Annotated in this window: 26 protein-coding genes and 1 pseudogene; 16 read left to right on the top strand and 11 right to left on the bottom strand. The window is 72.9% G+C overall.

Features of this window, described 5'->3' with window-relative positions; all coding sequences use genetic code 11:
- The first annotated feature begins 36 nt into the window (after nt 1–36).
- Nucleotides 37–1,542, top strand: a complete 1,506-nt coding sequence (locus ACFY0P_RS21110) for a sensor histidine kinase (RefSeq protein WP_388915398.1) — start codon at nt 37–39, stop codon at nt 1,540–1,542.
- Nucleotides 1,543–1,663: 121 nt separating this feature from the next.
- Here the strand turns inward: ACFY0P_RS21110 and ACFY0P_RS21105 are convergent, their stop codons facing one another.
- Together ACFY0P_RS21105 and ACFY0P_RS21100 are read right to left on the bottom strand one after the other, a co-directional pair.
- Nucleotides 1,664–2,953, bottom strand: coding sequence for a PP2C family protein-serine/threonine phosphatase (locus tag ACFY0P_RS21105; protein WP_388915012.1), 1,290 nt, complete (start codon nt 2,951–2,953; stop codon nt 1,664–1,666).
- Between the two features lie 58 nt (nt 2,954–3,011).
- Nucleotides 3,012–3,404 (bottom strand): ArsR/SmtB family transcription factor, encoded by a 393-nt coding sequence (locus ACFY0P_RS21100; RefSeq protein WP_388915009.1) that lies wholly within the window; start codon nt 3,402–3,404, stop codon nt 3,012–3,014.
- Between the two features lie 97 nt (nt 3,405–3,501).
- On the opposite strand from ACFY0P_RS21100, the gene ACFY0P_RS21095 reads away from it, so the two are divergent.
- Complete coding sequence (locus ACFY0P_RS21095) at nt 3,502–4,767, top strand: MFS transporter (RefSeq protein ID WP_388915006.1); 1,266 nt, start codon at nt 3,502–3,504, stop codon at nt 4,765–4,767.
- A 230-nt stretch (nt 4,768–4,997) separates the two neighbouring features.
- Nucleotides 4,998–5,567, top strand: a complete 570-nt coding sequence (locus ACFY0P_RS21090) for an MBL fold metallo-hydrolase (RefSeq protein WP_388915002.1) — start codon at nt 4,998–5,000, stop codon at nt 5,565–5,567.
- A 12-nt stretch (nt 5,568–5,579) separates the two neighbouring features.
- On the opposite strand, the gene msrB is transcribed toward ACFY0P_RS21090, so the two are convergent.
- The 4 genes from msrB to ACFY0P_RS21070 all read right to left on the bottom strand — a co-directional run bounded on the left by msrB (nt 5,580) and on the right by ACFY0P_RS21070 (nt 9,108).
- The gene (gene msrB / locus ACFY0P_RS21085) at nt 5,580–5,987 is read right to left on the bottom strand and encodes a peptide-methionine (R)-S-oxide reductase MsrB (RefSeq protein ID WP_293993618.1); all 408 of its coding nucleotides are present in this window, start codon (nt 5,985–5,987) and stop codon (nt 5,580–5,582) included.
- A gap of 13 nt (nt 5,988–6,000) precedes the next feature.
- On the bottom strand, nt 6,001–7,392 hold the full coding sequence (gene murC, locus ACFY0P_RS21080) for a UDP-N-acetylmuramate--L-alanine ligase (protein ID WP_388914999.1): 1,392 nt from the start codon (nt 7,390–7,392) through the stop codon (nt 6,001–6,003).
- A gap of 258 nt (nt 7,393–7,650) precedes the next feature.
- A complete protein-coding gene (locus ACFY0P_RS21075) occupies nt 7,651–8,124 on the bottom strand; it encodes an indole-3-glycerol phosphate synthase (RefSeq protein ID WP_388914996.1) in 474 nt (157 codons plus the stop codon).
- Nucleotides 8,125–8,277: 153 nt separating this feature from the next.
- A complete protein-coding gene (locus ACFY0P_RS21070; protein WP_388914993.1) occupies nt 8,278–9,108 on the bottom strand; it encodes a pyrimidine reductase family protein in 831 nt (276 codons plus the stop codon).
- Between the two features lie 37 nt (nt 9,109–9,145).
- On the opposite strand from ACFY0P_RS21070, the gene zapE reads away from it, so the two are divergent.
- From zapE to ACFY0P_RS21040, 6 genes are all read left to right on the top strand, one after another.
- On the top strand, nt 9,146–10,252 hold the full coding sequence (gene zapE, locus ACFY0P_RS21065; RefSeq protein WP_388914990.1) for a cell division protein ZapE: 1,107 nt from the start codon (nt 9,146–9,148) through the stop codon (nt 10,250–10,252).
- Nucleotides 10,253–10,445: 193 nt separating this feature from the next.
- On the top strand, nt 10,446–10,844 hold the full coding sequence (locus tag ACFY0P_RS21060; protein ID WP_388914987.1) for a hypothetical protein: 399 nt from the start codon (nt 10,446–10,448) through the stop codon (nt 10,842–10,844).
- A gap of 102 nt (nt 10,845–10,946) precedes the next feature.
- Nucleotides 10,947–11,525, top strand: a complete 579-nt coding sequence (locus ACFY0P_RS21055) for a carbonic anhydrase (RefSeq protein WP_388914984.1) — start codon at nt 10,947–10,949, stop codon at nt 11,523–11,525.
- An 8-nt stretch (nt 11,526–11,533) separates the two neighbouring features.
- Nucleotides 11,534–12,988, top strand: coding sequence for a SulP family inorganic anion transporter (locus ACFY0P_RS21050; RefSeq protein WP_388914981.1), 1,455 nt, complete (start codon nt 11,534–11,536; stop codon nt 12,986–12,988).
- Nucleotides 12,989–13,131: 143 nt separating this feature from the next.
- The gene (locus ACFY0P_RS21045) at nt 13,132–13,968 is read left to right on the top strand and encodes a slipin family protein (RefSeq protein ID WP_388914977.1); all 837 of its coding nucleotides are present in this window, start codon (nt 13,132–13,134) and stop codon (nt 13,966–13,968) included.
- A gap of 64 nt (nt 13,969–14,032) precedes the next feature.
- On the top strand, nt 14,033–14,887 hold the full coding sequence (locus ACFY0P_RS21040) for a polysaccharide deacetylase family protein (RefSeq protein WP_388914975.1): 855 nt from the start codon (nt 14,033–14,035) through the stop codon (nt 14,885–14,887).
- 147 nt (nt 14,888–15,034) lie between these two features.
- Here the strand turns inward: ACFY0P_RS21040 and ACFY0P_RS21035 are convergent, their stop codons facing one another.
- Nucleotides 15,035–15,256, bottom strand: a complete 222-nt coding sequence (locus ACFY0P_RS21035) for a hypothetical protein (protein WP_388915395.1) — start codon at nt 15,254–15,256, stop codon at nt 15,035–15,037.
- Between the two features lie 75 nt (nt 15,257–15,331).
- Here ACFY0P_RS21035 and ACFY0P_RS21030 point away from each other — a divergent pair.
- Nucleotides 15,332–15,551, top strand: a pseudogene (locus ACFY0P_RS21030) (hypothetical protein).
- Here the strand turns inward: ACFY0P_RS21030 and ACFY0P_RS21025 are convergent.
- A complete protein-coding gene (locus ACFY0P_RS21025) occupies nt 15,543–16,214 on the bottom strand; it encodes an ABC transporter (RefSeq protein ID WP_388914972.1) in 672 nt (223 codons plus the stop codon). The pseudogene ACFY0P_RS21030 and the gene ACFY0P_RS21025 sit on opposite strands and share 9 nt — an antisense overlap.
- Nucleotides 16,211–17,095, bottom strand: coding sequence for an ATP-binding cassette domain-containing protein (locus tag ACFY0P_RS21020; protein WP_388914970.1), 885 nt, complete (start codon nt 17,093–17,095; stop codon nt 16,211–16,213). Before ACFY0P_RS21020 ends, ACFY0P_RS21025 begins: the two co-directional genes overlap by 4 nt.
- Before the next feature lie 107 nt (nt 17,096–17,202).
- On the opposite strand from ACFY0P_RS21020, the gene ACFY0P_RS21015 reads away from it, so the two are divergent.
- The 6 genes from ACFY0P_RS21015 to ACFY0P_RS20990 all read left to right on the top strand — a co-directional run bounded on the left by ACFY0P_RS21015 (nt 17,203) and on the right by ACFY0P_RS20990 (nt 24,006).
- Nucleotides 17,203–17,895: an aminoacyl-tRNA hydrolase gene (locus tag ACFY0P_RS21015; RefSeq protein ID WP_388914967.1), complete on the top strand. Its 693-nt coding sequence runs from the start codon at nt 17,203–17,205 to the stop codon at nt 17,893–17,895.
- A gap of 106 nt (nt 17,896–18,001) precedes the next feature.
- On the top strand, nt 18,002–18,793 hold the full coding sequence (locus tag ACFY0P_RS21010) for a DUF4142 domain-containing protein (RefSeq protein WP_388914964.1): 792 nt from the start codon (nt 18,002–18,004) through the stop codon (nt 18,791–18,793).
- A gap of 126 nt (nt 18,794–18,919) precedes the next feature.
- On the top strand, nt 18,920–20,203 hold the full coding sequence (locus tag ACFY0P_RS21005) for a DUF692 domain-containing protein (protein WP_388914961.1): 1,284 nt from the start codon (nt 18,920–18,922) through the stop codon (nt 20,201–20,203).
- A 334-nt stretch (nt 20,204–20,537) separates the two neighbouring features.
- Nucleotides 20,538–21,329: a DUF4142 domain-containing protein gene (locus tag ACFY0P_RS21000; protein ID WP_388914958.1), complete on the top strand. Its 792-nt coding sequence runs from the start codon at nt 20,538–20,540 to the stop codon at nt 21,327–21,329.
- Between the two features lie 96 nt (nt 21,330–21,425).
- Nucleotides 21,426–22,205, top strand: a complete 780-nt coding sequence (locus ACFY0P_RS20995; RefSeq protein WP_388914955.1) for a TIGR04222 domain-containing membrane protein — start codon at nt 21,426–21,428, stop codon at nt 22,203–22,205.
- 154 nt (nt 22,206–22,359) lie between these two features.
- Nucleotides 22,360–24,006, top strand: a complete 1,647-nt coding sequence (locus ACFY0P_RS20990; protein ID WP_388914952.1) for an alpha/beta hydrolase — start codon at nt 22,360–22,362, stop codon at nt 24,004–24,006.
- Between the two features lie 6 nt (nt 24,007–24,012).
- Here ACFY0P_RS20990 and hemQ read toward each other — a convergent pair whose 3' ends face one another.
- A complete protein-coding gene (gene hemQ / locus ACFY0P_RS20985) occupies nt 24,013–24,744 on the bottom strand; it encodes a hydrogen peroxide-dependent heme synthase (protein WP_388914949.1) in 732 nt (243 codons plus the stop codon).
- 5 nt (nt 24,745–24,749) lie between these two features.
- A complete protein-coding gene (gene hemG, locus ACFY0P_RS20980; RefSeq protein WP_388914946.1) occupies nt 24,750–26,201 on the bottom strand; it encodes a protoporphyrinogen oxidase in 1,452 nt (483 codons plus the stop codon).
- Nucleotides 26,202–26,315: the final 114 nt, after the last annotated feature.

The raw sequence follows: 26,315 nt of genomic DNA, 5'->3' as shown, positions 1-26,315 counted from the left end.
CAACGGATCTGCCGGCTGCGGCACTCGTACCAGACCATGCGGCTGGGCACCCGGCTGGCGCTGGGGCTCGGGGCGCTGGCCCTGGTGGTGTTCGCGGTCGTCGGCACCTCGCTGACGATGTACATGCGGGACTACCTGTCGGCCCAGCTGGACGACCAGCTGGGGCTGGCCCAGGTCGCCCAGTCCAAGAGCATCGCGCAGAACGGCACGCTCCAGGGCAAGAAGTACTACCACTGGTACTACGCCGTGTACGACGTCTCGCAGGGCACCCCGGTGCTGCGCAAGCCCGAGGAGAGCAGCGACCTGCCCGCGGACATCGCCCCGCTCACCTCGGTGGCGAAGGCGCAGATCGCCGCAGGCACCGAGGTGCTGCGCACCAGGGACCTGACCGGGGAGGGCGAGTACCGGCTGCGCGGCTGCGAGGTGGAGCCGGGGGTGGTGCTGGTCAGCGGGGCGCCGACGGACAGCATCGACGGCACGGTACGGCGGCTGGTCACGGTCCAGGTGGTCGCGTTCGGGCTGGCGCTGCTGGCGCTGGTGGTGTTCGGCCGCCGGCTGCTGCGGCACGGTCTCGAACCGCTGAGCGACATGGCGCACACGGCTCACGGCATCGCCTCGCACAACCTGACGGAGTCGGCGGCCCGGCTGCCGCTGCGCGCGGCGAAGCGGGGCGGGGGTCCGGAGGTCGAGGAGCTGCGCACCGCCTTCAACACGATGCTGGAGCACATAGACGACTCGCTGGCCGTGCGTGCCGAGGCCGAGCAGCGCCTGCGCCGCTTCGTGGCGGACGCCTCGCACGAGCTGCGCACCCCGCTGATGTCGGTACGCGGCTACGCCGACCTCTTCCAGTACGCCGCCGCCAACGAGCCCGAGGAACGCGACCGCCATCTGGCCCGGCTGCGCGCGGAGGCCGCCCGGATGGGCATCCTCCTCGACGACCTGCTGCTCCTCGCCCGGCTCGACGCGGCCGAGGTGGAGACCCCGCTGCGGCTGGAGCAGGCCGACCTGACGGAACTGGTCCGGGAGGCCGCCGACGCCTTCCGCGCCGCCCACGCCGACCACCCGCTGACGGTGACCGCCGGCCCGGACCCGGTGCCGGTCCGCCTCGACCCGGTCCGGATCCGCCAGGTGCTGGACAACCTCCTCACCAACGCGGCCGTCCACACGCCCACCGGCACCCCGGTCTCCGTCGCGGTCGCCGTCACCGCCGGCTCGGCGTCGGTGAGCGTCACCGACCACGGCCCCGGCATCCCGGCCGACGACCGGGCCCGGGTCTTCGACCGCTTCTACCGTGTCGACAAGGCGCGCAGCCGGGACCGCGGCGGCAGCGGGCTCGGCCTGTCGGTGGCCCGGGCACTGGTGGAGGCGCACGGTGGGACCATCGCCCTGGACGACGGCCCCACCGGCACCACGGTGTTCACCCTGACACTGCCGAGGAAGCCGGCGGGTTCGCAGCGCCCCGAAGGGGCGCTGGGGGTACCCCCGGCCGAAGGCTCGGGGAGGAACTGCGCGACCAGCCACGACGGCGCCGCAGACAGCTGACGTCAGACGGCAGACGGCACACGGCAGACGGCAGACGGCAGACGGCAGACGGCAGACGGCAGACGGCACACGGCACACGGCAGACGGCAGACGGGGCATCGCGGCACATCCGGCGGAGCGCTCAGCCCCCCGCCTCCTCCATGGAGCTGAACCCGCCCTGCCGGGGGTGCGGGCGCGCCGCCAGCACCGCGACGTCGTCCTCGGCGTGCCGGGCGTCGAGGCGGGTGAGGATGGACTCCAGCAGGCCGTCGACGTCGAGGGCGGGAGTGAAGCGCAGTTCGGCGAGGCGTTGCAGGGAGCGGTCGATGTCCTCGCCGCGGTGTTCCACCAGGCCGTCGGTGAAGAGCACCAGCGCCTCGTCGGGTTCGAGCCGGTGGGTGGCCGACTCGTAGCCGCCGAAACCGGTGCCCAGCGGAGGCCCGACGGGGACCCGCAGGAGTGCGGTGCGGCCGCCCCTGGTGATCAGCGCGGGCGGCAGATGGCCTGCGCTGGCCAGGGTGACCTGCCCGCGGCCGGGGTCGACGCGTACGAGCAGGCAGGTGGCGGGTCTTCGGTCCGCCTCGGTGGCGGCGATGTCGTCCAGCTGGCGCAGCACCCGGTGCGGCGGCAGCTCGGAGGAGGCGATGTAGCGCAGGGAGGACCGGTACGCGTTCATGTCCACGGCGGCTTCCAGGCCGTGGCCCATCACGTCGCCGACGACGAGCAGCGTGCGCCCGAAGTGCAGCCGTACGGTCTCGCACCAGTCGCCCCCGACCAGCACCCGCCCGCCGGCCGGGAGGTAGCGGACCGACACGTCCAGGTTCGGGTGCGGCCGGCCCGGCTCGGAGAGCAGGGCGCGCTGCAGGTCCCCGGCGGTGCGGTTGACCTGGTCGTACTCGCGGGCGTGCCGGATGTGGGAGGCGGCGCGTTCGGCGAGGAGGGCGAGCAGTTCGGCCTCCACGCGGGCGAACGCCGCCCCCTCACGGGCGCAGACCAGGACGCCGTACTGGTCGGAGCCGCTGGTCAGAGGTGCGCACAGGGCCGGGCGGAGGTGGCTGCCGACCGGGCGGAGCAGCCAGGGGTCCGCCCAGTGGTCGGCCGCCGGGGTGCCGGCGTCCCGTGCGACCGCGGTGGCCCAGCGGGCGTCGGGCAGCAGGTCGGCGTCGCCGGTGATCGACTCGTAGCCGGAGACGGTGTCGCCGGCCCGCCGCACCACGGCCGCGCAGCCGCCCGCCAGCCGTACCGCCGCCAGGGTCAGTTCCGTACAGGTGGTGGACTCGTCCAGGGTCGTGCCGATGCCGGCCGCCGCCGTGCGCAATTCCCTGAACGGCGCGGCGGGGTCGGCGCCCGCGGCGAGCCCGTCCGGTCCGCCCGGGCCCTCGGCGGCCGCGGGTCCCCTGCGGGACTGGAACCATCGCGCGACATGCGACACCCTCACAGAATCTCAAACAGCGCCGCTCCGGGCACCAGCCGCCCGCGGGCGCGGGGTGTCAGACCCCGTCCGGCGTCCATGCGGCGACCAGGTCCAGCAGGCCGGGGAAGCGCGCGTCGAGGTCGGCGACGCGGACGTGGCTGCGGCGTTCCAGGCCGTACTGGCGCTGCCGGGTGACGCCCGCCTCGCGCAGGGCCTTGAAGTGGTGGGTCAACGAGGACTTGGGGCGGTCGAAGCCGAACCAGCCACAGGTGTGGTCGAACTGCTCGGACTCCAGCAGGAGTTTCTGCACGATGCGCAACCGCAGCGGGTCGCTCAGCGCACCCAGCACCGTCTCCAGGCGCAGGTCCGCCGGCGCGGGCTCGGGCAGCGGCTCGGGCAGATCCGCGGGCTCCGGCAGCACCTTGAATTCCGGCACCCGTACGAACGCCGGACGCGCCGTGGCAGGCATAGGCAACTCCTCGTGACCCGAATCCTTTGTACGACTCCAATCGTACTGCATGCTATGTTCGAGAAAACTCGTACTGCGTCAGCAGGAGGGACCTGCCATGTCGGAGAGTCGAACCGCGCCCGTGAAGGTGGTGGATGAGCCGGCAGGCGCGGCGGGTGGACCGCCGAAGGCAAGCGCCTCCCCCGCTCCCACCTGGTGGGTATGGCTGGCCGCCTGGCCGGTGACCGCGGTCTTCATCCTGTCCAACGCGGCGACACCGCTGTACGTGCTGTGGCAGCACAAGATCGGGTTCTCCAAGGGCACCCTGACCGTGATCTTCGCCTTCTACATCGTCGGCCTGCTCGGGTCGCTGCTCGTCTCCGGCGTCGTCTCCGACCGGCTCGGCCGCAAGACGGTCCTGCTGCCCGCCCTGGGGCTGGCCCTGGCCGCCTGCGTGATCTTCGCGACCGCGTCGAGCGTGGCCGCGCTGATCGTGGCCCGGCTGTTCACCGGTATCGCCGTCGGTGCGGTCGTCTCCGCCGGCATGGCCGCCGTGACGGACGTGGCCGGGCAGCACCGCAAGCGGCTCGCGGCCCTGCTCGCCTCCTGCGCCATGGTCTTCGGTGCCGGTCTCGGTCCGCTCCTCGCGGGCGTCCTGTCCGAGACCCTGCCCGGCCCCACCGTCACCGTCTTCATGGTGGAGATGGCGCTGCTCGCCACCGCCGTCCTCGCCGTGCTGCGCATGCCCGTGCGCCGCCCGGCCGCCCCCGCCAAGGGCGCCTGGATCCGCGTTCCCGGCGTCCCGCACGGCAACGGCCGGCAACTCACCCTCGGCATCGCGGTGTTCGCGCCCGGCATCACCGCGACCTCGGTCGTGCTCTCGCTCGGCCCGTCGCTGCTGTCCGGGCTGCTCGGCACCACCAGCCGGATCGTCGCCGGTGCCATGGCCTTCGTGATGTTCCTGGCCGCCACCGGCGTGCAGTTCGCCGTGCAGAAGCTGCCCCGGCGCACCATCCTGACCGCCGGCGCCGTCAGCACCATGCTCAGCATGGTCGCGCTGGTCACCGCCGTGCACACCTCGTCGGTCCCGGTGCTGATCGCCTCCGCGCTGCTGGCCGGGGCCGGCCAGGGCATGGGGCAGCTCGGCGGGCTCTCGCTGCTCAACCACAGCGTCCCGGCACAGCGGCTCGCCGAGGCCAACGCGGCCCTCAACGTGGGCGGTTACGTCCCGGCGGGCCTGCTGCCGGTCTCGGCCGGCTATCTCAGCGACGCCATCGGGCTGACCGACGGCGCGACCGTGTTCGCGGTCGTCCTGATGGGCCTCGCCGTCATCGGCGGCCTCGTGGTCGTCGCCTCCCGGCGCAAGGTCGCCGAGCCCGCGTGACCGTCCGGCACCCGCGCACCCCCTCCGGGGGGGGGGGGGGCGCCCCCCCCCCCGGGGGGGGGCCGGCCCCCGGCGGGGCCCGCCCCCCCCCCCGCGGCCGGCCCCCGCCCGCGCCCCCCCCCCCCCCCCCCCCCCCCCCCCCCCCCCCCCCCCGGGCCCCCCCCCCCCCCGGGGGGGGGCCCCCCCGCCGTACCGGGCAGGGGCCCTCACGCACGGATCGCGTCGACACCGTGGCCTTCACCCACCTGCACACCGACCACACCGGCGTCGGCTTCGTCCCGGACCGCGGCCAGGCGCTGCACAAGGCCTTCCCGCGCGCCGACTACCTCGTGGCGGGCGCCGAATGGGGCCCGTTCTGGCGGGGCGAGATCAAGGTGGGTGCCCCGTCCTGGGACGGGTTCATGGTGCCGATGTCCCGCGTCCTGCGGGAGTTCGGCGACGGCGACGAAGTGTGGCCGAGCGTCACCGCGCTGATCACTCCGGGACACAGCCCCGGACACACGACCTACGTGGTCTCGGCCTCGCGCGGCAGGCGGATCCTGGTCCTCGGGGACGCCTTCCACACACCCGCTCAACTGACCCATCCCGAGTGGCCCTCCGGGCCGGACGTGGACGTCGAAGGTGTGCTGAAGGCCCGCAGGACGCTCCTGGACCAGCTTCTCGCCCCGCGCACCTACGCCTTCGCGTTCCACTTCGGGGACCAGGCCTTCGGCCGCGTCGTACGCGACGCGGCCGGAGACGTCCAATGGCGGCCGGTGCCGTCCCGGGCCCTTCTGCCCAGCCCGGTGCGGCTCTCCTGACCGCCCCCGGACTCAGCTCTCGTCGGCCGTCAGCCGCAGCGAGATCGAGTTGATGCAGTACCGCTGGTCGGTCGGGGTCGCATACCCCTCACCCTCGAACACGTGTCCGAGGTGCGAGCCGCACCGCGCGCAGCGCACCTCGGTGCGCACCATCCCGTGCGTGCGGTCCTCGACCAGCTCGACCGCGTCGGTGTCCTTCGGGTCGTAGAAGCTCGGCCACCCGCAGTGGGACTCGAACTTCGTGCCGGAGGTGAACAGCTCTGCACCACAGGCGCGACAGGAGTACACACCCTTGGTCTTGGTGTCGGTGTACTCACCCCTGAAGGCCGGCTCGGTCGCCGCCTGACGCAGCACGGCGTACTCCGCCGGCGACAGCTCCGCCCGCCACTGCTCGTCCGGCTTCTCGACGTCGTACGACATGACTCTCAGCCCCTTACTTCGCCAGGCGTTCCAGGATCTTCGGGCCCAGGTCGGTCACATCGCCCGCGCCCATGGTGAGAACCAGATCACCGGGCTTCGCCATTCCCGCGACCACTGCGGGGACCTCGTCCTTGTCGTGCACGGCGGTGACGTCGGCGCCCGCGGCCCGCGCGGCCTCGATGATCAGCTCACTGGTGACCCCGGGGATCGGGTCCTCACGGGCCGGGTAGATGTCGAGGACGACCGAGGCGTCCGCGAGGGCCAGTGCGTCGCCCATCTCCTTGCCCAGCTCCTGGGTGCGGGAGAAGAGGTGCGGCTGGAAGACCACCAGGATCCGGGCGTCCCCGGCGGCGGCGGCGCGCATGGCCTCCAGGTCGGCGGTCATCTCGGTCGGGTGGTGGGCGTAGGAGTCGATCACCTGGACGCCCGCCGCCTCGCCCTTGAGCTGGAGGCGCCGCTTCACGCCGGTGTACGCGGCCAGGGCGGGGGCGAGTTCGGCGGCGGGCACCCCCAGGGCCACGCCCGCGGCCAGCGCGGCGACCGCGTTGTGCGCGTAGTGCCGGCCGGGCACGGACACCGTGAACGTCAGCTCGGTCCCGTCCAGCAGAACGGTGACCTCGCTCTTCAGGCCCTGCGGTACGACGGACAGCACCCGGACGTCGGCGTCGGCGGCCTCGCCGTACGTCACCGTCCGGACCTTCCCCGCCACCCGCCGGGTGAGCTCGCGCGCCCCCTCGTGGTCGGCGTTGACCACCAGCGTGCCGCCGGGCACGATCCGGCCCGCGAAGGTCTCGAAGGACTCGTAGATCTCGTCCATCGAGGCGTAGTTGGCGTGGTGGTCGAGCTCCACGTTGAGGACGATGGCGACCTCGGGCGCGTACTTGTGGAAGCTGCGGTCGGATTCGTCCGCCTCGGCGACGAAGATCTCGCCCTCGCCGTGGAGGGCGTTGGAGCCGGGCGCGTCGAGGTCGCCGCCGATGGCGTAGGAGGGGCTGCGGCCCAGCGCGGTCAGGGACACCGCGAGCATCGACGTGGTGGTGGTCTTGCCGTGGGTACCCGCGACCGCGATCGGGCGCAGACCGTCCATCAGGGCGGCGAGCGCGTCCGAGCGGTGCACCACCGGGACGCCCAGCTCGGCCGCGCGGGCCAGCTCGGGGTTGTCCTTGCGGATCGCCGAGGACACGACGACGCAGCTGGCGTCGTCGGCGAGGTGCCCGGCCGCGTGCCCGATGTGCACGGTCACGCCGAGCGCCCGCAGCGCCCCGGCGGTCTCCGACTCCTTCGCGTCGCTCCCGGCCACCTCGGCCCCGCGCTGGGCGAGGATCTTGGCGATCCCCGACATCCCGGCGCCGCCGATCCCGATGAAGTGCGGACGCTCCATGGCGGAAGGAAGCCCGGGTGCCATGTATTTCTCCCAGAGACGGTGACATGCGAAAGCAGCCCTAGCCTATGTGCTGCACCACGGGTCACTTCGCAAGGGACGCCCGGCACACCCACCTGGGGGCGCGGGGCCGTATCGATGTGCGGCTACCGCCGCGTGGACGCGACCAGCGGCACATCACCGCCGACGCAGGCGCAGCCGGCCTGCAGGGGCGCGGGGAACTGCGCGACCAGCCACCACGCACCCGCAGCCGCAAAACGCACCGCACCGCCCCCTCCGCACCTACGCCTTACTGTGCGAGAACAGCTTCAGCACCGGCACCCCCACCTTGTGCCGCGCCCGCGAGGCCCAGTCCCGGTGGAAGAACTCCTCCACATAGTGCGGATCGGTCAACACGATCACCTCGTCCGCGCCCACCTCTTCCACCAGCTTCCGCAGCGCGTCCAGCGGGTGGTCCTCGACCATCCGCCCGTCCGCCGTGCTGCCGGCCGCCCGCAGGGCCGTCAGGGACACGTCCAGTGCCTGCTCGGCCGGGCCCTTCGCGGCATCTCCCTCCGGCGTCTCCCGCTCGCGCGCGGCCTCGTCGAGTTCGCCGAGTGCGATGTCGTCGATGGCCCGCAGCAGGCGGTCCGCCTGGTCGCCGCGCGGCTGGAGCAGCACATGGAAGGCGACCTGCTCGTCCCCGTGCAAGGTGGTGACGAACTCCACGTCGGCGGACGTCAGGGCCTTCTCGATCATCAGAACGCTTGTGAACACCAGGCGCCTCTTCTCCCTAGAGGGTCGCTCGACCCTCTGTCCTCCGTGGGGCCGGCCCCCCTGCGGAAACCATCCTGCCCCGTGATCGCACGGGTACTGCCGGATTCAGTTTGCCCGCCGGAAAGCTAAGCGGAACGGTATATTCCGCTGATTTCAGGACCGGCGGTAGCGGCCGAACAGGAATCCGGCCTCTTCCAGAAGGGACACTAGTTCGAAGCGTCGGGGTACGGCGACACCGGGCCCCCCGGCGATCCGTTGCGCGTTCCCCGCCGTGAGCATCGGGGAGACCGTCAGGCACAGTTCGTCGAGGACACCGGCGGCGACGAACTGCCCGAGCAGCCGGGGTCCGCCCTCGGTGAGCAGCCGGGTGTGGCCGAGATCGGCGAGAGCGCGGACCGCACGGGCGGGGTCGACGCCGACGCCGTCACCGGCGATCACCACGCGGGCGCCGGCCTTCTCGGCGGCGGCGACGCGGTCGGGGGCGGCGGCCGCGCCGGTCAGGACCAGCGTGGGCACGAGGGGCGAGGCGAACAGCGGCAGCGAGAAGTCGAGGTCGAGGCTCGCGGTGACGACGGCGACCGCGGCGACCGCGGCCTGGCCGGCCGCGGTCCGGGCGCCCGCGAACTCCGCCCGCTCGCGTACCGGCCGGTACCCCTCCTGCCGTACCGTTTCCGCGCCCACGACGACGACGTCCGCGAGTCCGCGCAGGGTGCCGAAGATCCGCATGTCGGCGGCGCCGGAGATGGGCTGCGACCGGCCCTCGTGCTGCCCGGCCCCGTCCAGCGTGGACACCATGTTGGCCCGCAGCCAGACCTCCCGCCCGACGGACTCCGGGTAGGCATAGGCGAGGGCCAGCTCGGCGAGGCTCCACTCCCGGTCGACGAAACCGGAGCCCCCGGCCCCGCCCGCGGGCCGCGCCCCCTCGGCCGCACCGCCGGAGGCCTGGGCTGTTGTTCGTTCGGTCACAGGGAACAGGCGTCGCATGTCGTGCAGTGTGGCACGGCAACTAGCATGGGTGACCGTGTCGTCTTCTCCCGCCGCATCCGAGGTCAGCCCCATAGCCGACGCGGCCCCGCTGTCCCTGTGCGCCCGTTCGCCGCACGTCCCCGCGGACCGGCTGGTCGCCGAGATGGTGCCGCCGCCCCGCTTCGACTCCGTCCGCTTCGCCACCTACATCCCGGACCCGAACCAGCCGAGCCAGACCGAGGCGGTACGGGTCCTGGAAGGGTTCGCCGGCGGTCTGGGCGGGGCGCACGCGGTGGCCGGCGGCAGGCGCGGCCTCTTCGGCTTCGGGAAGGCGAAGGCCCCCAAGGCCCCGGCCGGGCCCCGCGGGGTCTACCTCGACGGCGGGTACGGCGTCGGCAAGACCCACCTGCTCGCCTCGCTCTGGCACGCCACCCCGGCCGAGCCCGCGCTGAAGGCGTTCGGCACCTTCGTGGAGCTGACCAACCTGGTCGGCGCCCTCGGCTTCCAGCAGACCGTGCAGACCCTCTCCGGCCACCGTCTGCTGTGCATCGACGAGTTCGAGCTGGACGACCCCGGCGACACGGTCCTGGTGTCGACGCTGCTGGGCCGGCTGGTGGACGCCGGTGTCGCGCTCGCCGCCACCTCCAACACCCTGCCGGGCAAGCTCGGCGAGGGCCGGTTCGCCGCCGCCGACTTCCTGCGTGAGATCCAGGGCCTGTCGGCCCACTTCCGCGCCCTGCGCATCGACGGCGAGGACTACCGCCACCGCGGCCTGCCCGAGGCGCCGGCGCCGTACTCCGACGAGCAGGTGACGAAGGCGGCGTACGCCACCCCGGGCGCCTCGCTCGACGACTTCCCGCACCTCCTGGACCACCTGGCCAAGGTGCACCCGAGCCGGTACGGCGCGCTCACCGACGGCCTGAGCGCCGTCTGCCTGACGGACGTGCGGCCGGTGCCCGACCAGTCGACCGCGCTGCGGCTCGTGGTCCTCGCGGACCGGCTCTACGACCGCGAGGTCCCGGTCCTGGCCTCCGGGCTGCCCTTCGACAAGCTGTTCAGCGAGGAGATGCTGAACGGCGGCTACCGGAAGAAGTACTTCCGCGCCATATCCCGGCTCACCGCCCTGGCCAGGGACGCCAAGGGGCTCGTGGCCGCCGACTAGGCGCTATTAATTGATCAAGCTCCCCAGGTCAAGAGCCTGATCAGGCCACGCCACCGGCACTTTTCACGCTCTCTTCGGCTCGCAACACCGAGTTAACCCTGCAAACAACTTTGCAGGGTTAACGTGTTTCTTGACCAACCATTGACCTGTGCTTGGTGCACACAAGAGGCGTGAACTGCCGCGAGGGAGGCTCATGTTCCGAGGTACGACAGCCCGGACCGTGCTCTCGCTCCTGGCCGCCGCCCTGCTCGCCGTCCAGTTCTTCGCGCCTGCGGCAACCTTCGCAGCTGCGCACACCCTCAGTCATGTCGAGGCCAAAGCCCAGCCGGGGCCGAAGTCCTCGGCGCAGGCCGTGCGCGCCGGCTCGCCCATCCTCCGCGACCTCCACGGCCACTGCGGCGAGCCGCCCAGCCCGCCGCAGAACGCCGACCGCCATCGCAGCGCCACCGCAGGCTGGGCGGACGACCGTCCGCCCACCGCGCGGCACACCGAGGCCATACGCACCTCGGTGCCTCCCACGGCCAGGCACCACCGCACGTCGAGAGCGTCGAGAGCCCACTCACCGGCCACGCTTCAGGTCTTCCGCTGCTGACGGGACGGGCTCTGCCCCGGGCTCTCCATGCCCTTCATCCCCCCACAAACGTCGTGCAAGCCCGACGCGCCGCTGTAGCGCGCCAGGAGGAGTCCACACACCATGCAGCCCCTCATCGACAACGCCCGTACGTTCGGACAGCGCCCTGAGGAGTTCGCCAGGCTCGCCGAAGGCCAGTCCCCGCAGGTGCTCTTCATCACCTGCTCCGACTCCCGGGTCGTCCCGGCCCTGATCACCGGCGCCCGCCCGGGCGAGCTCTTCGAGCTGCGCACCGCGGGCAACATCGTCCCGCCGTACGCCTCGGTCCACCCCACCAGCGAGGCGGCCACCATCGAGTACGCCGTGGAGGTGCTCGGCGTCCGCGACATCGTCGTCTGCGGGCACTCGCACTGCGGTGCCGTCGGCGCGCTGGTGCGCGGCGACGACCTGACCGCCGTACCCGCCGTGCGGGACTGGCTGGCCAGCGCCGAGCCGCGCCCGAGCGGGGCGGCCGAGGACCCGGCCGTCGCCGAGGGCGTGCAGAACCACGTGCTCGCCCAGCTGCTGCGGCTGCGCTCGTACCCCTTCATCGACAGGAAGCTGACGGAGGGCGAACTGACCCTGCGCGGCTGGTACTACGAGGTCCACACCGGTGCCGTGCGCGAACACCGCGCCGACACCGACACCTTCGAGGCCCTGTGAGCGCCGCGATGACCAAGTTCCCTCACATACGTCAGGACTTCGCCGCCTCTCTCGTCGTGTTCCTGGTCGCGCTCCCGCTCTGCGTGGGCGTGGCCGTGGCCTCCGGTGTCCCGGCCGAACTCGGCCTGGTCACCGGCATCGTGGGCGGTCTCGTCACCGGGATGCTGCGGGGCAGCAGCCTTCAGGTGTCGGGGCCGGCCGCGGGCCTCACCGTGCTCGTCTTCGAGGCGGTGCGGGAGTTCGGACTGCCGCTGCTCGGGGTGATCGTGCTGGCCACCGGCGTCCTCCAGATCACCATGGGCGTCCTGCGGCTGGGGCGCTGGTTCCGGGCCATCTCGGTCTCGGTCGTCGAGGGCATGCTGGCCGGAATCGGCCTGGTGCTGATCGCCGGCCAGCTGTATCCGGCGCTCGCCGCCAAGGCCCCCGAATCCGGCCCCGGCAAGATCGCCGGGCTGCCCGGGGCGTTCCTGGACGCCCTCGGGGACGGCGGGGCGCTGGCCTCGCTCGCCCTCGGCGCGGGCACGGTCGCGGTCCTGGTGCTGTGGAAGTACGCCCCGGCGAAGGTGCGGACGGTCCCCGGACCGCTGGCCGCCGTCGGCCTCGCCACCCTGGCCGCCTTCCTCCTGGATCTCCCGATCGCCACCGTCGAGGTGCAGGGGCTGCTGGGTTCCGTCCAGCCGCCGCCGCTGAGCGCCTTCGGCGAGCTGGCGAGCGTCGGGCTGATCGGCACGATCGTCGCGTTCACCCTGATCGCGTCCGCCGAGTCGCTGTTCAGCGCCGCCGCCGTGGACCGGCTGCACGACGGTCCGCGCACCCGGTACAACCAGGAGCTGATCGCCCAGGGCGCGGGCAACGCGCTCTGCGGGGTGCTCGGCGCGCTGCCGATGACCGCGGTGATCGTGCGCAGCGCGGCCAACGTCCAGGCGGGCGCCCGCACCAAGGCGTCCCGGGTGCTGCACGGCGTCTGGCTGCTGCTGTTCGCGGCCCTGCTGCCGGGAGTGCTGGGATACATACCGATCCCAGCGCTCGCCGGAATCCTGGTCCACTCGGGCGCCAAGCTGATTCCGGTGCGCGCGCTGGCCGCGCTGTGGCGCGAGCACCGGGGCGAGGCGATCGTCCTCGTCGTCACGGCGGTGTCGATCGTCGCGGTGAGCATGTTCGAGGGCGTGCTGATCGGGCTCGCCCTGTCGATCGTCAAGACGGCCTGGGAGGCCTCGCACCTCAAGCTGGAGGTCGTCGACAAGGGCTCGGGGCCGATCGACGCCCACCTGTCGGGCAACGCGACCTTCCTGCGGCTGCCGAAGATCCTCGACAGCCTGGAGGCGCTGCCGCAGGACCGCCCGATCCGGGTGGACCTCTCCAGGCTGCACCACCTCGATCACGCCTGCCGGACCGCACTGGAGAGCTGGGCCCAGCGGCACAGCGACGCGGACACCGAGCCGGTGAAGGTCACGGCCGCCTGAACCGGCGGCCGCACCGGGCCGGGGTGCCGACGCCCCTCGGCATCCCGGCCCGGACCTGCCACCTGGGGCCGTGGCCCCGAACCTCCTGCCGGGCATATCGTTGCAGTAACAGACATATCGGACCTCTTTACCTGGAGGTCGTGATGGTTCAGGAGCTCCTGGTCGCGGTGGTGGCGGCGCTGTGCTTCGGCGCGCTGTACCTGGCCGCCGGTGCGCGGATCGTCAAGCAGTACGAGCAGGGCGTGCTGTTCCGGCTCGGCCGCGTCTCCGGTGACGTCCGGGCGCCCGGCTTCAATCTGGTGATCCCGTTCGTGGACCGGCTGCACAAGGTCAACCTGCAGATCGTCACGCTGCCGATCCCCGCCCAGGAGGGCATCACCCGCGACAACGTCACCGTGCGCGTGGACGCGGTCGTCTACTTCCGGGTGGTCGACGCGGTGAGCGCGCTCATCAAGGTCGAGGACTACAAGTTCGCCGTCTCGCAGATGGCCCAGACCTCGCTGCGGTCCATCATCGGCAAGAGCGACCTGGACGACCTGCTCTCCAACCGCGAGAAGCTCAACCAGGGCCTGGAGCTGATGATCGACAGCCCGGCCGTGGGCTGGGGTGTGCAGGTGGACCGGGTCGAGATCAAGGACGTGTCCCTGCCGGACACGATGAAGCGCTCGATGGCCCGCCAGGCCGAGGCCGACCGGGAGCGCCGGGCCCGGATCATCAACGCCGACGCCGAGTTCCAAGCGTCCAAGAAGCTGGCCGAGGCGGCCCAGCAGATGGCGGACACCCCGTCGGCCCTGCAACTGCGGCTGCTGCAGACGATCGTGGCGGTGGCCGCCGAGAAGAACTCCACGCTGGTCCTGCCGTTCCCGGTGGAGCTGCTGCGGTTCCTGGAGCGGGCCGGCAGGCAGCAGCCGGGGCCGAACGGCGACACCCCGGCCGAGATCGGCGAGAGCACGGCGCGGACGGGGCCGCCGCCCGGGTGACCCGGCACCGTGCCGCCCGCCGCGCCACCCGAGAAAATAGGACATACCGACCTACGTTCGTACGGTGATCCGACTAGCACGCCGTCTTTCCGGTACGACCGCCGTCTGCGTCGCCCTGGGCGCCGCGCTCGCCGCCTGTGGCACCAACGAGGCTCCCCACGCCGGCCCCCCGGCCCCCGCCAAGGCCTCCTCCTCGGCCACCCCGCCACCCACGCTCGCCCTCGGGCCCGGCGGTACGGCACCCGTCTTCACGAACGGTCCGCGCAATCTGGGCAAGACCGTCGCCTTCACCTTCGACGCCGACATGACCGCCGACCAGGGGCCGCGCGCGGCCAAGGGTGAGCACTTCGACAACCCCGCACTGATCGCGACCCTGCGCAGGCTGAAGGTGCCGGCCACGATCTTCATGACCGGCCGCTGGGCCGACGAGTACCCGGCCCAGGCCCGCTCCCTCGGGCGCGACCCGCAGTTCGAGGTCGCCAACCACTCCTACAGCCACTACGCGTTCACCGGCGACTGCTACGGCCTGCCGACCGTCGCCGCCGCGAACATGAAGTCGGACGTGGAGCGCGCCTACGCCGCCCTGCTCCGCGCCGGGGTACCGCACCCGATGCCGTACTTCCGCTTCCCCGGCGGCTGTTACGACCGGCAGGCACTGCGCGCGGTCGGCGCGCTCGGGGTCACCGCGGTGCAGTGGGACGTGGTGAGCGGGGACGCGTTCGCGACGGACGCCGACGCGGTGACCAAGCAGGTGCTGGACGGGGTGAAGCCCGGTTCCGTGGTCGTCATGCACTGCACCCGCAGCGCCGCCCCGACCACCGAACAGGTGGTCCGGACCGCCGTACCGGAACTGCGCAAGCGGGGCTTCCGGTTCGTGAAGGTCTCCGAGCTGATCGGGGAGACACCGGGGCACCGGTGACCGGCCGGGCGATCAGGACGAGCGGCGGTGCGTGTCTCCATCAGCCCGCGCCGCCGTGGCCGGGGGTCGGGACATCCTCCAGAGCCTCCAGCGCCGCGGCCGGAAGCTCGATCGTGGCGGCCTGGCCCGCACGGTGCGCACAGCGGCTCACTCGGGAACGACCAGCCCGCGCTCGCGCAGCTGCGGCAGGCAGATCTCCAGACAGGCTTCCACCGAGGAGGCGTCGGTGCGCACGAGCAGGTCGTCGTGGAAGGGAAGGCCGTTCGCGACGAACGTCCACGGCCGCACTCCGTCACGCATGCGTTCCGCATCCGCCTTGAACAGCACGGTGACGCCCTGCTCGGCGAGCGCTTCCATGACACGCACCACGTCGGCCAACGCTCCCGCCCTCCTTCGGACAGGCGATCACGCTACACGGGTACGCGAGGTGTCTACGCTGGAGGTATGAGCGACGAAGGCTACTGCACGGTCGACGAGGCATCGGGAGCCGCCGGCGGCGGAGGGGCCGCCGTTCGCCGAGTGCGTGCTGTGCCGGGAGCCGACGGAGTACCCGGAGTCGTACAAGGGCATCACGATGGGTCCCCGGTGCATGGGGGTCCCCCCGCGCGAGCGAAGCCGAGCGTGGGGGAGGCGGGAGGCTCAGCGGACCGCCTGTTCAGGGTGAGCGGCGGCCGCCCAGGGCGCAGGCCATGGTGAAGGCCGCGGCGGTGAGCAGGGCCGCCGCGGCCACCGGCAGGGGGGAGACGGGGATCCGGCCGGACTCCGAACCGGAGACCAGGCCGCTGACCGCCGCGTGCGCCGGGGAGCCCCCGGCCACCACGGCGAGCAGCGCGGCCAGCAGCATCGCGGGCACCGCCCGGCCGGGCGAGAGCAGCAGCGGCCGGTTGGTGAGCGCGCCGACCGCGGTGCCGAGGAGAGCGCAGGCGAGGCTGGCGAGGAGACCGGCGGCGCCCGCCCGCACCGGCGGTACGGGGAGCCGGTGGTCGTTGGTGGCGTGGTGGCTGATCACCGTCACGACCAGGGTGGCGACCGTGCCGAGCAGGGCCGCGGCGGCCAGGGCGGTGAGCAGGGCGGACAGATGCGCCCTGGCCGGGCCGCGCGCCGCGGTGACACAGGCGCGGGCGGCCGGCGGTTCGCCCGTGACACAGATCCGCACCAGCCAGGCGGCCACCGGCAGCAGCGCGGCGGCCGTGTAGCCGAGCGAGTCCAGCACCGGCTGACCGCTCTGCACGCCAACGCCCAGGAACACGGCGTACAGGATCACCGGGGGCAGCCAGCGCTGGGAGCGCAGGAGGAGAGCGGTCTGGTAGCGCAGGAGTGCGGTCATGGGCGGTCTTTCTCGTCCGGTGGGACGTCCGAGGGGCTGTCCGGAGGGCTGACGGAGACCACGTGCCAGGGCGGGTGGGCCGTGAGCAGGGCGCGCAGGACCACGTCCGAGTGGGACGCGGGAACCGTAAGACGGTAGGTGCCGGGGGTCGGTTCCTGCGCCGAGGCCGCCGTACGGGTCGCGTCGGCGGGCAGCCGGCCGTCGGCCGGGCCCCGGACGGTGACCACGGTGAGCGGGCCGACGGGGGGAGCCGCCTGTGCGGTACGGGGTTTGAGGGTGCCGTCGACGACCTGGTGGATCGCGTCGGGTGCGCCCGCGAGGCGCCGGGGATCGTGGTCGACGAACACGACGGCGCCCCCTGCGGCGGTGCGCTCGGCGACGGCCCGCTCCAGCTCGGCGCGGGCCTCGGCGTCGAGGCCGGTCCAGGCCTCGTCGAGGACGAGGAGTTCGGGGTCGGCGAGCAGTGCCTGGGCGACCGCGACCTTCTGGCTGGTGCCCTTGGAGAGCTGGGCCATGGGCGTGGCCGCGTGGGCCGCGGCGCCGAACCGCTCCAGCCAGTCCGCTGCGCGGGCGGCGGCCGACCTGCGGGAGAGGCCGTGGACGGTGCCGAGATGGGTGAGGTAGCCGGAGGGGGTGAAGGGAAGCGCGGAGGGGAAGCGCTCGGGCACGTACGCGGTGCGGGGGCGGCCGGTGACACGGCCCTCGCTGGGGGTGTCTATGCCGGCGACGATGCGGAGCAGGGTGGACTTGCCGGTGCCGTTCGCTCCTTCCACACGGGTGAGGGAGCCGGGGGTGATGGTGAGGTCGACGCCTCTTAACACCCAGGGGCCGCGTATGCCGTAGCGGCGGCCTACGCGGGCCAGTTCAAGATCACGGTGCATGGGGACATTGTGGAGCGGGATCGAGGTGGTGGGTTGCGGTGGTGTGCGGACTGCGGGACAGGGGGGGCTGTTCGCACAGTTCCCCGCGCCCCTTATAGGTTGGTGCAGTGAGCGCTCCTTTCCAGGTCTCGGCGAACAGTCGGGACGAAGCACCCCAGTTCGTGCTGCCTCTCGTCGTGCGGATAGAGAAGTCGGATCCGCCTGCCCGCACCGACGCACTCGAGACCGCCGCTCGGGCCGTGCTGACCCTGCTCAGTGATCCGCGGGCCCTCGGCGACGGCGAGTGGGCCCAGGCCGTTCGGGACTGGGAGGACGCGCGGATCCGGAAGGTCGTGCGGCGGGCCCGGGGGGCCGAGTGGCGGCGGGCCGGGGAGTTGCCCGGGATCACCCTCACGGGGAAGTCCGCCGAGGTACGGGTGTTTCCGCCGGTTCCCCTGGACGGGTGGCCCAAGGAGCTGGCCAAGTTGCAGGTGTCCGGGACCGAGTTGGACAACCCCGAACCGCCCGTGGGCGCCGACCGGTCCGCGCCCGTGCTGTGGCTGAACCCGGAGCTGGAGATGTCGGCCGGCAAGGCGATGGCGCAGGCCGGGCACGGGGCCCAACTGGCCTGGTGGGCGCTGCCGGAGGAGGAGCGGGCGGCATGGCGCGACGCCGGGTTCCCGCTCGCCGTGCGGACCGCCGACCCGGCCGAGTGGCGTCAACTGACCGACAGCGGGCTGCCGTTGGTGCGGGACGCCGGGTTCACCGAGATCGCGCCGGGCAGCTGCACGGTGGTCGCGGACCATCCGGCACTTCGCTGACCTGGTCTTTTTTAACTCCCCTGACAAACTTTGCCTGTTGTTTGAACACCGTCGCCGTCCCACCCGTACGTCCTGGCACTGAACCAGCGACACGGGGAGGCATCCCTTGCGGCGTTTCAACGGTACGGCCATGATCATGGCGGCCCTCGCCACCACGCTCGGGGCGCTTGCCTACCCCGTGTGGTCGTACGCCGACCGGTCCGGCACCGGGCAGGCCAACCTGGCGGCGGGGACCGTGGCCACCCAGTGGGGTCCGCTGTCCGCCGCCGACCGCGATCTGATCGTGCGGGTCCGGCTGGCCGGGCTGTGGGAGCTGCCGGCCGGGCAGCAGGCCATCGAGCGGGCGCCGAGCACGGCGATCAAGGAGGCCGGCGACCATCTGATCGTCGGCCACACCGACCTGGACCGCCGGGTCCGGATCGTCGCGGGGCAGCTGGGCGTCGAGCTGCCCAACGTGCCGAACGAGCAGCAGCAGGGCTGGCTCCAGGAGATGTCGGCGGCGACCGGCGCGGAGTACGAGTACAAGTTCGTGAACCTGCTGCGCGCCGCGCACGGCAAGATCTTCCCGGCGATCGGGACGGTACGGAACACCACCCGCAACAGTCTGGTGCGGCAACTGGCCTCGGACGCCAACCAGACCGTGCTGGACCACATCACGATCCTGGAGAAGACCGGCAAGGTCGACTTCGAGGCCATCGCCAACGAGATCGCGGGCGCGAGCACCGCCAGCCCGACCGGTCCGCCGGTGCCGGCGCCCGGGGTGGTGGTGCCCTCCGCGCCCGCCGCGCAGGCCAGCGGCAACGTGCGCACCACGTCCCGGCCCTCCCCCGGCGCGCCGGGCACGGTGAACACCGCGCGCCCGGACCCGGTGGACTCCCTGGGCGTGCTCGGCGGATAGCCGGCCGAACAGCTCCCCGGAGCGCGTCCGCGAACCTCAAATGTTGCTCTGAAGCGGCAGGCAACGCGGTTCGCGGACGCGCTCCGGGGTCATACCCCCGTCATTCGGAGCAGAGGGGGGACGACCATGGCCTTGGAGCGGCTGGGCACGGGCATCGGCTGGCGGCCGGAGATCGCGGACGCCGTGGAACGTATGCCGGGCATCGACTGGGTCGAGGTCGTGGCCGAGAACACCTGTCCGGGCCACCTGCCCGAGTCGCTGCGACGGCTGCGCGAGCGCGGGGTGACCGTCGTACCGCACGGCGTCTCGCTGGGCCTCGGCGGCGCGGACCGCCCGGACGAGGAGCGGCTCGCCGGGCTCGCCGAGCGGGTGACGGCGCTGGGCTCGCCGCTGGTCACCGAGCACATCGCGTTCGTCCGCGCGGGCGGCCCGCGCACGGCGTCGCCCGCCCTGGAAGCGGGCCACCTGCTGCCCGTCCCGCGCACCCGGGACGCCCTCGACGTGCTCTGCGAGAACGTCCGCATCGCGCAGGCCGCGCTGCCGGTGCCGCTCGCCGTCGAGAACATCGCCGCGCTCATCTCGTGGCCGGGGGAGGAGATGACCGAGGGACAGTTCCTGTACGACCTCGTGGACCGTACGGGGGTACGGCTGCTGATCGACGTGGCGAACCTGCACACCAACCACGTCAACCGGGGTGAGGACCCGGCCAAGGCGCTCGCCGAGCTGCCCGTCGAGGCGATCGCCTACGTCCATGTCGCGGGCGGCTTCGAGCGGGACGGCGTCTGGCACGACAGCCACGCCCACCCGGTGCCTCCGGCGGTCCTGGACATCCTGACCGGCCTCGCGTCCCGGGTCGCGCCACCGGGTGTGCTGCTGGAGCGCGACGAGAACTTCCCGGAACCGGCCGAGCTGGAGCGGGAGGTGGCGGCGATCCGGGCGGCCGTCGTGGCCGGCGGTGCGGTGGCCGGCGGCCCGTGGCAGCCCTCGCCGGCGGCTCCGGCTCCCGAGGTCTCCGACGCCACCCGGCAGCGGGTCGGACTCGCCCAGACCGCGGTGCTGTCGTCGCTGGTCGCGGGGACACCGGTGCCGGAAGGGTTCGACCGGGTGCGGATGGGGGTGCAGGCGCGGGCGCTGGCGGCGAAGCGGGCGGACGTGGTGGCCAAGATCGCACCGGAGCTGCCGGAGATTCTGGGGGCGGGGTATCGGGCGGCGTTCCTGGCGTATGCGCAGGAGCGGCCGATGGCAGGGGGCTACCGGCGGGACGCGCTGGAGTTCGCGGGGGAACTGCTGCGGGCGGGGCGGCCGGGGGGCGGGGCCTCTCATCGGCGGCTGGAGCAGTGGTGGCAGGAGCGGGCGGGGTCGGCCCCGCGACGGCCGCTGAAGCGGAGGGTGCTGCTGCGGCGAGGTTAGCGGTCGGGGGTGGGACGCTTACCGGCGCCGGCAGGGTGCCTCCCCCACGCTCGGCTTCGCTCGCGCGGGGGACCCCCACCGCCCACCCGTGCCGCCCTGCGGCACGCCTGCCCGCAGCTATGTGGCCGACGCGACTGCAGCGCCCCGTAAGGGGCGCTGGGGGTACCCCCAGCCGAAGGCTGGGGGAGGAACTGCGCGACCAGCCCCCACCGGCCCGCGGCCGACACAGGGCCCCCACCGCGCTGCTACGTCCGTCACACCATCCGACCGCGCTCCTCACTCGTCGGTAATATGCCAACCCCGCACCCAACCGGCGTGCGGTGCTGGAGGCACTATGCGACCCCGACCCCCCGTCCAGGGACGAGGCATATTCAGCGGTACCGGGCTGATCATCGTCTGTCTCGCGGCGACCCTCGCCGCCCTGGTGTTCCCGATCTGGTCGTACGCCGACCGTTCCGACCCGACCGGCTCGGTGAACGTGCTCAGCGCGCAGACCGTGTCGACGGCGTACGGTCCGCTGTCCGCGCAGGACCGGGACTTCATCGTGAAGGTCCGGCTCGCCGGGCTCTGGGAGCTGCCGGCCGGGGAGATGGCGGAGCAGAAGGGCACCACGGCGGCCGTACGGACGGCCGGGCAGCACCTCGTCGACGGGCACACCTCCCTCGACGCCCACGTCCGCACCGTCGCCACCCAGCTCGGCGTGCCGATCCCGAACGCCCCGAACGCCCAGCAGCAGCAGTGGCTCGCCACGTTGAACGCCGCGCAGGGGCAGGACTTCGACCGGGAGTTCGCGAACATCGTGCGGCTGGCGCACGGCCGGGTCTTCTCGGTGGTCGCCCAGGTCCGCGCCGCCACCCAGAACACCCTGGTCCGCGATCTCGCCGACGACGCCAACACCACCGTCCTGGACCACATCAAGGTCCTGGAGGCGACCGGCTACGTCGACTTCGGCACACTGGCGCAGCAGTTGGCCGTCACCCCCTCCCCCGTCGCCGCACCGCCCGTCGTCGCCCCGGCGGACGCGACCCCGGTCGCCCCGGGGCCGGCACCGACCCCGTCGCCGTCCTCGACGTACACGCTGCCGCCCGCCACCGCCAGCCCGGAGCCGACCTCCGGCAATCCCTGACCTGCGCGGCAAACGGAACGTCACATACCGACAACACTCGGTCCGGAATGTGAACAGGGCATGGCGGTGGCCAGGACCCTGGCATAGAAACGTGTCATGTTCTGGGTCCTTCTCCTGCTCCTGGCCTGGGCCGTCGCCGGCACCGCCTGTACCCGGTTGTGCCTGGCCGCCGTACGGACGGCGGCCGTCGACGCGGACGCGGGCCGAGGACACGATCTGACGCTGTACGAGGCCGCCTTCCTGTCCGGCGGGCCCGCGCGGGTCGCCGATCTGACGCTGGTGTCCATGGCCCGGCAACGGCGGCTGCTGCTCGCCCACACCGGCTGGGCGACCGTCGTGGACCCGCGGGGGCGGGACGAGATGGAGCGGTCGGTGATAGGGGCCATCGGGCCCGAGGGGCAGTCGCGGATAGCGCCGGTGCGCTCGGCGACGGCCGACACGGACGCCGTGCGGAGTCTCGGCGAGGGGCTGGTGCGGGCCGGGCTCGCGGTGCCGGACGCGGCGGCCCGGACGACGGTCGCGTCGGGTGTCCGGCAGGTCAGGGCCGCCGCGCTGGCGGTCTTCGGGCTCGGCGTCGTCGCGCTCACGCTGCCCGCCCCGACGGAGATGCCGCGCGACCTGGTCGCCGTCTGGTTCGCACTGCCCCTCACCCTGACGCTGAGCTGTCTGGCCATCGCCCGGGTCGAGGTGCACCCGTACTCGCGCTGGGCCTCCCCGGCCGGTCTGCGACTCCTCGGCACGCTGCACCGGCGGGCGAACCGCACGGCCGACGACCACTCGCTGCTGGCGTCCGTCGCGGTCCGCGGCATCCGCGCGATCGGCGAGCCGGAGCTGCGTGCGGCCTTCGCACACCGGGACCAGCTGCCACGGGAGTGAGCGGGGGCGCATAGGGGGCATTGCGCCGACACCGGCCCGATGGTGCTTGCCTTCACCGCCAACCGGTCGAAATATCCCTTTTATTGCTGCCGTGCAGTCGCTGCGGTGCCCTTGCCGCCACGCCACCGCAGCCGTAGCACCGAAGGGATACGCCATGAGAGCCCCCGCCCTGTACTCGGCAGCCGGGTCCCTGATCCTGACCACCCTGGCCGCCGCCCCGGCCGGGAGCGCCCCGCGCGTCCCGGACACGGTGGCGGCCGAACTGAACGGCACCGCCGTGGCCGCCGCGCGGGCACACGCGAAGGGCATCGACTTCGGCAGGTGCGCCGCCGACCTGGAGGCACCGGACACCCTCCGGTGCGGCACGGTGAGCGTCCCGCTGGACTACGCGCACCCGGACGGCAAGCAGATCAGACTGACCGTCAGCCGGGTGGCCGCCACCCACAGGGATCCGCACAACAGCAAGCGCAGGGTGCCCCGGCAGGGCGTCCTGGTCTACAACCCGGGCGGCCCCGGTGCCTCCGGCATGCTGTTCCCGATGATCGGCGTACTGCCCGAGTGGAAGCGCATCGCCGCGGCCTACGACCTGGTCGGCTACGCCCCGCGCGGCGTCGACCGCTCCGCCCCGCTGTCCTGCGTCGACCCCAAGCGCTTCTACAAGGCGCCGTCGCAGTCGCCGACGCATCCCTCCGAGGAGTACAAGAAGGCCCGGATCAAGGAGGCGAAGGCGTACGCGAAGGGCTGCCTCAAGCGCTCCGGGAGCAGACTCCGCCACTACACCTCGCTCAACAACGCCCGTGACCTGGACGTGCTGCGCGCGGCGCTCGGCGAGAACCGGCTGACCTTCATGGGCGCCTCGTACGGCACCTACTTCGGCGCGCTGTACGCGACCCTCTTCCCCTCGCACGTACGGCGGATGGTGCTGGACTCGGCGGTGAACCCGGACCCGGCGCAGATCTGGTACCGGGACAACCTCGAGCAGTCGGCCGCGTTCGAGAGCCGCTGGACGGACTTCCGGGAGTGGATCGCCAGGAACGACGCCGTGTACAAGCTCGGCAACACGGCCGCCAAGGTGCAGGCGAGTTACGACAAGGCCGGCAGGCGGCTGGCGAAGAAGGCGGCCGGCGGGAAGGTCGGACCGGGGCAGTTGCAGGCCGCGTTCCTGTCGGCCGGGTACTACGACGACTTCTGGCCGAGCCGGGCGGAGGCGCTGTCGAAGTTCCTGAAGGGGGACGCCAAGCCCCTGGTCCGGCTGGCGGCACCGACCGCGGAGACGGCCGCCGAGGCGGAGAACGGCAACGCGGTCTACACGGCCGTCGAGTGCAACGACGCGTCCTGGCCGACGAAGTGGGAGACGTGGAACCGGGACAACACCCGGCTCGCGCGCGTGGCGCCCTTCGAGACCTGGGACAACGCCTTCATGAACCTGCCGTGCGCCTACTGGCCGGTGCCCCGGCAGAAGGCCCTCGACGTGCGGACGGGCCCGGGCGAACTGCCGCCGACGCTCATCCTGCAGGCCGAGCGCGACGCGGCCACGCCGTACGCGGGCGCACTGGAGATGAACCGGCGCCTGTCCGACTCGGTACTGGTGACCGAACGGGACGCGGGCACGCACGGCATCGGCGGCGGCCCCAACAAGTGCGTGAACGGCTACCTGGAGGCCTACCTGCTGGAGGGCCGGCTCCCGAAGCGGCACGCCTCGTGTGCGGGGCACGCGGAGCCGAAGGCGGCGGCGCCGGCCGACCACGCCCGGCGGAAGAACCTGCGGGACTCCCTGAAGGGCAAGACCGGCCAGCGCTGACGACCGTCAGGCGAGGCCCGCGACCAGCTCCGCGATGTCCTTGCGGCGGCCCGTGTAGAACGGGACCTCCTCGCGGACGTGCCGGCGGGCCTCGGAACCGCGCAGGTGGCGCATGAGGTCGACGATGCGGTGCAGGTCGTCGGCCTCGAAGGCCAGCACCCACTCGTAGTCGCCGAGCGAGAACGAGGCGACCGTGTTGGCGCGCACGTCCGGGTAGCCGCGGGCCATCTTGCCGTGGTCGGCGAGCATCCGGCGGCGGTCCTCGTCCGGCAGCAGGTACCACTCGTACGACCGCACGAACGGGTACACGCTGACGTAGTTGCGCGGGGTCTCGTCGGCGAGGAACGCCGGGATGTGCGAGCGGTTGAACTCGGCGGGGCGGTGCAGCGCCATGTTCGACCACACCGGCGTGAGCGCGCGGCCCAGCTTCGTGCGGCGGAAGAGGTTGTACGCCTCCTGGAGCTGGTCGCTGTTCTCCGCGTGCCACCAGATCATCAGGTCGGCGTCGGCGCGCAGGCCGGAGACGTCGTAGGTGCCGCGGACGGTCACGTCCTTGGCGGCGAGCTGGTCGAACAGCTCCTGGACCTCGTCGGCGTAGCCCGCGCGGTCCTCGGGCAGCACGTCCTTCAGCTTGAAGACCGACCACAGGGTGTAGCGGATGACCTCGTTGAGGTCCTTGGCCAGCTTGCCCTTGTTCGGGATCCTGCCGGACTCGGTGGTGGGGGCGTCGTCACTCATGGTCCCTATTCTCCCGCGCCGCCGTGCAGGCTCTGCACCGGGTTGGCCGTGAGCTCCTCGACCCCGCCGAGGTCGCCCGCCAGCTGGTCCACCGCCGCGTACGCGCTCGCGATGCAGGCGGGGATGCCGACACCGTCGTACTGCGCGCCGCACACCGCGAGGCCCGGGAGCTTGGCGACGTGCTCGCGGACGCGGGCCACGCGCGCGTGGTGGCCGACCGGGTACTGGGGCAGGCCGTCGGTCCAGCGGGTGACGCGGGTGGCGACGGGGGCCGCGTCCAGGCCGGTGGCCGCGCGCAGGTCGTGCCGGGAGAGGTCGACGAGGTCGGCGTCGTCGCGACCGAGGATCGCGGTCTCGCCGTACCGCCCGACCGAGGTGCGCAGGACGACGGTGTCCGGGTCCTCGTCGGCGATCCAGCCCCATTTCTGGGAGGCGAAGGTGGAGGCCTTGATGGTGCGACCGTCGACGGGCGGGACGAGGAAGCCGCTGCCGGCGGGGAGGTCGAGCCCGGCGCGGCGGTAGGCGAGGGTGATCAGGGCCATCGAGGCGTACTCGACGGCGGCCAGTTCGGCCGCGGCGGCGGGTGCCTCGGCGCGCAGCAGACCGGCGGCGACGGGCGCCGGAACGGCGACGATCACGGCGTCGGCGTGCAGCACCCGGCCGGTCGTGGCGATCCGCCAGCCCTGGGGTTCCCTGCGCAGCTCGGTCACGGGCGTGCCGGTCAGGATCTCCCCGCCGCGGGCCCGCACCGACTCGGCCACCGCGAGCGGCAGGGTGCCGACGCCGCCCTCGATGCCCATGAAGACCGGCCCGGTCTGCTGGGCCGCGGCTGCCTTGGCCTGGATCTCGCGGACGGCCTCCGTCAGCGAGTCGTGGTTCTTGGCGGCCTGGTAGAGCTGGGGGACCGCGGAGCGCATCGAGATGCGGTACGCGTCGCCCGCGTAGACCCCGCCGAGCAGGGGCTCGACCAGCCGGTCGACGACCTCCCGGCCGAGCCGCGCGGCCACGTACTCCCCCACCGCCACGTCGTCGCCGACCTCGGTGCGGGGCAGGTCGGCGTCGCCCTCGATGCGGGCGAGGCCCTCGTCGGACAGCACACCGGACAGCGCGGCGGCGGTGCCGGGGACGCCCATGACATGGCCCTTGGGCATGGGGCGCAGGGCGCCCCGGGTCCAGATGGCGGCCGTGGCGGTGGCGGGGGCCTGCAACCGCTCGCCGAGCCCGGCCTCGCGGGCGAGGGCGACCGCCTCGGGCCGGCGGGCCAGCATCGACTCGGCACCCACGTCGACCCGCACGCCCGCGATCTCGCCGGGCAGCAGCTTGCCGCCGACTCGCTCCGAGGCCTCCAGGACGGTCACGCGCGCACCGCGCTCCAGCAGCCGGTGCGCCGCGGCCAGCCCCGCGATCCCGGCTCCGATGACGACGACCTGGCCCGTGCCCGTACCCGTTGCGCTCATGAGGCCCACTCTCTCAGACCCCGCTGACAGCCCCGCCCCGGCCCGGTGACCCGTACGCGTCCGGACCGTGACCGCACCGGGACCGTCGCCGCCGAACGTCCCGCCCCGCCCCGG

Source organism: Streptomyces sp. NPDC001714 (assembly GCF_042892755.1).
Classification (GTDB): Bacteria; Actinomycetota; Actinomycetes; order Streptomycetales; family Streptomycetaceae; genus Streptomyces.
The sequence above is the reverse complement of the archived record's forward strand: the minus strand, read 5'-3'. Positions and strand labels throughout refer to the sequence as shown.

Bases quoted from the DNA above. Each gene is read 5' to 3' on its own strand.
- ACFY0P_RS21110 (WP_388915398.1), top strand. From the start codon at position 37: ATGCGGCTGGGCACCCGGCTGGCGCTGGGGCTCGGGGCGCTGGCCCTG.
- ACFY0P_RS21100 (WP_388915009.1), bottom strand. From the start codon at position 3,404: ATGCCTGCCACGGCGCGTCCGGCGTTCGTACGGGTGCCGGAATTCAAG.
- ACFY0P_RS21095 (WP_388915006.1), top strand. From the start codon at position 3,502: ATGTCGGAGAGTCGAACCGCGCCCGTGAAGGTGGTGGATGAGCCGGCA.
- msrB (WP_293993618.1), bottom strand. From the start codon at position 5,987: ATGTCGTACGACGTCGAGAAGCCGGACGAGCAGTGGCGGGCGGAGCTG.
- murC (WP_388914999.1), bottom strand. From the start codon at position 7,392: ATGGCACCCGGGCTTCCTTCCGCCATGGAGCGTCCGCACTTCATCGGG.
- ACFY0P_RS21070 (WP_388914993.1), bottom strand. From the start codon at position 9,108: ATGCGACGCCTGTTCCCTGTGACCGAACGAACAACAGCCCAGGCCTCC.
- ACFY0P_RS21060 (WP_388914987.1), top strand. From the start codon at position 10,446: ATGTTCCGAGGTACGACAGCCCGGACCGTGCTCTCGCTCCTGGCCGCC.
- ACFY0P_RS21055 (WP_388914984.1), top strand. From the start codon at position 10,947: ATGCAGCCCCTCATCGACAACGCCCGTACGTTCGGACAGCGCCCTGAG.
- ACFY0P_RS21050 (WP_388914981.1), top strand. From the start codon at position 11,534: ATGACCAAGTTCCCTCACATACGTCAGGACTTCGCCGCCTCTCTCGTC.
- ACFY0P_RS21045 (WP_388914977.1), top strand. From the start codon at position 13,132: ATGGTTCAGGAGCTCCTGGTCGCGGTGGTGGCGGCGCTGTGCTTCGGC.
- ACFY0P_RS21025 (WP_388914972.1), bottom strand. From the start codon at position 16,214: ATGACCGCACTCCTGCGCTACCAGACCGCTCTCCTCCTGCGCTCCCAG.
- ACFY0P_RS21020 (WP_388914970.1), bottom strand. From the start codon at position 17,095: ATGCACCGTGATCTTGAACTGGCCCGCGTAGGCCGCCGCTACGGCATA.
- ACFY0P_RS21005 (WP_388914961.1), top strand. From the start codon at position 18,920: ATGGCCTTGGAGCGGCTGGGCACGGGCATCGGCTGGCGGCCGGAGATC.
- ACFY0P_RS21000 (WP_388914958.1), top strand. From the start codon at position 20,538: ATGCGACCCCGACCCCCCGTCCAGGGACGAGGCATATTCAGCGGTACC.
- ACFY0P_RS20995 (WP_388914955.1), top strand. From the start codon at position 21,426: ATGTTCTGGGTCCTTCTCCTGCTCCTGGCCTGGGCCGTCGCCGGCACC.
- ACFY0P_RS20990 (WP_388914952.1), top strand. From the start codon at position 22,360: ATGAGAGCCCCCGCCCTGTACTCGGCAGCCGGGTCCCTGATCCTGACC.
- hemQ (WP_388914949.1), bottom strand. From the start codon at position 24,744: ATGAGTGACGACGCCCCCACCACCGAGTCCGGCAGGATCCCGAACAAG.
- hemG (WP_388914946.1), bottom strand. From the start codon at position 26,201: ATGAGCGCAACGGGTACGGGCACGGGCCAGGTCGTCGTCATCGGAGCC.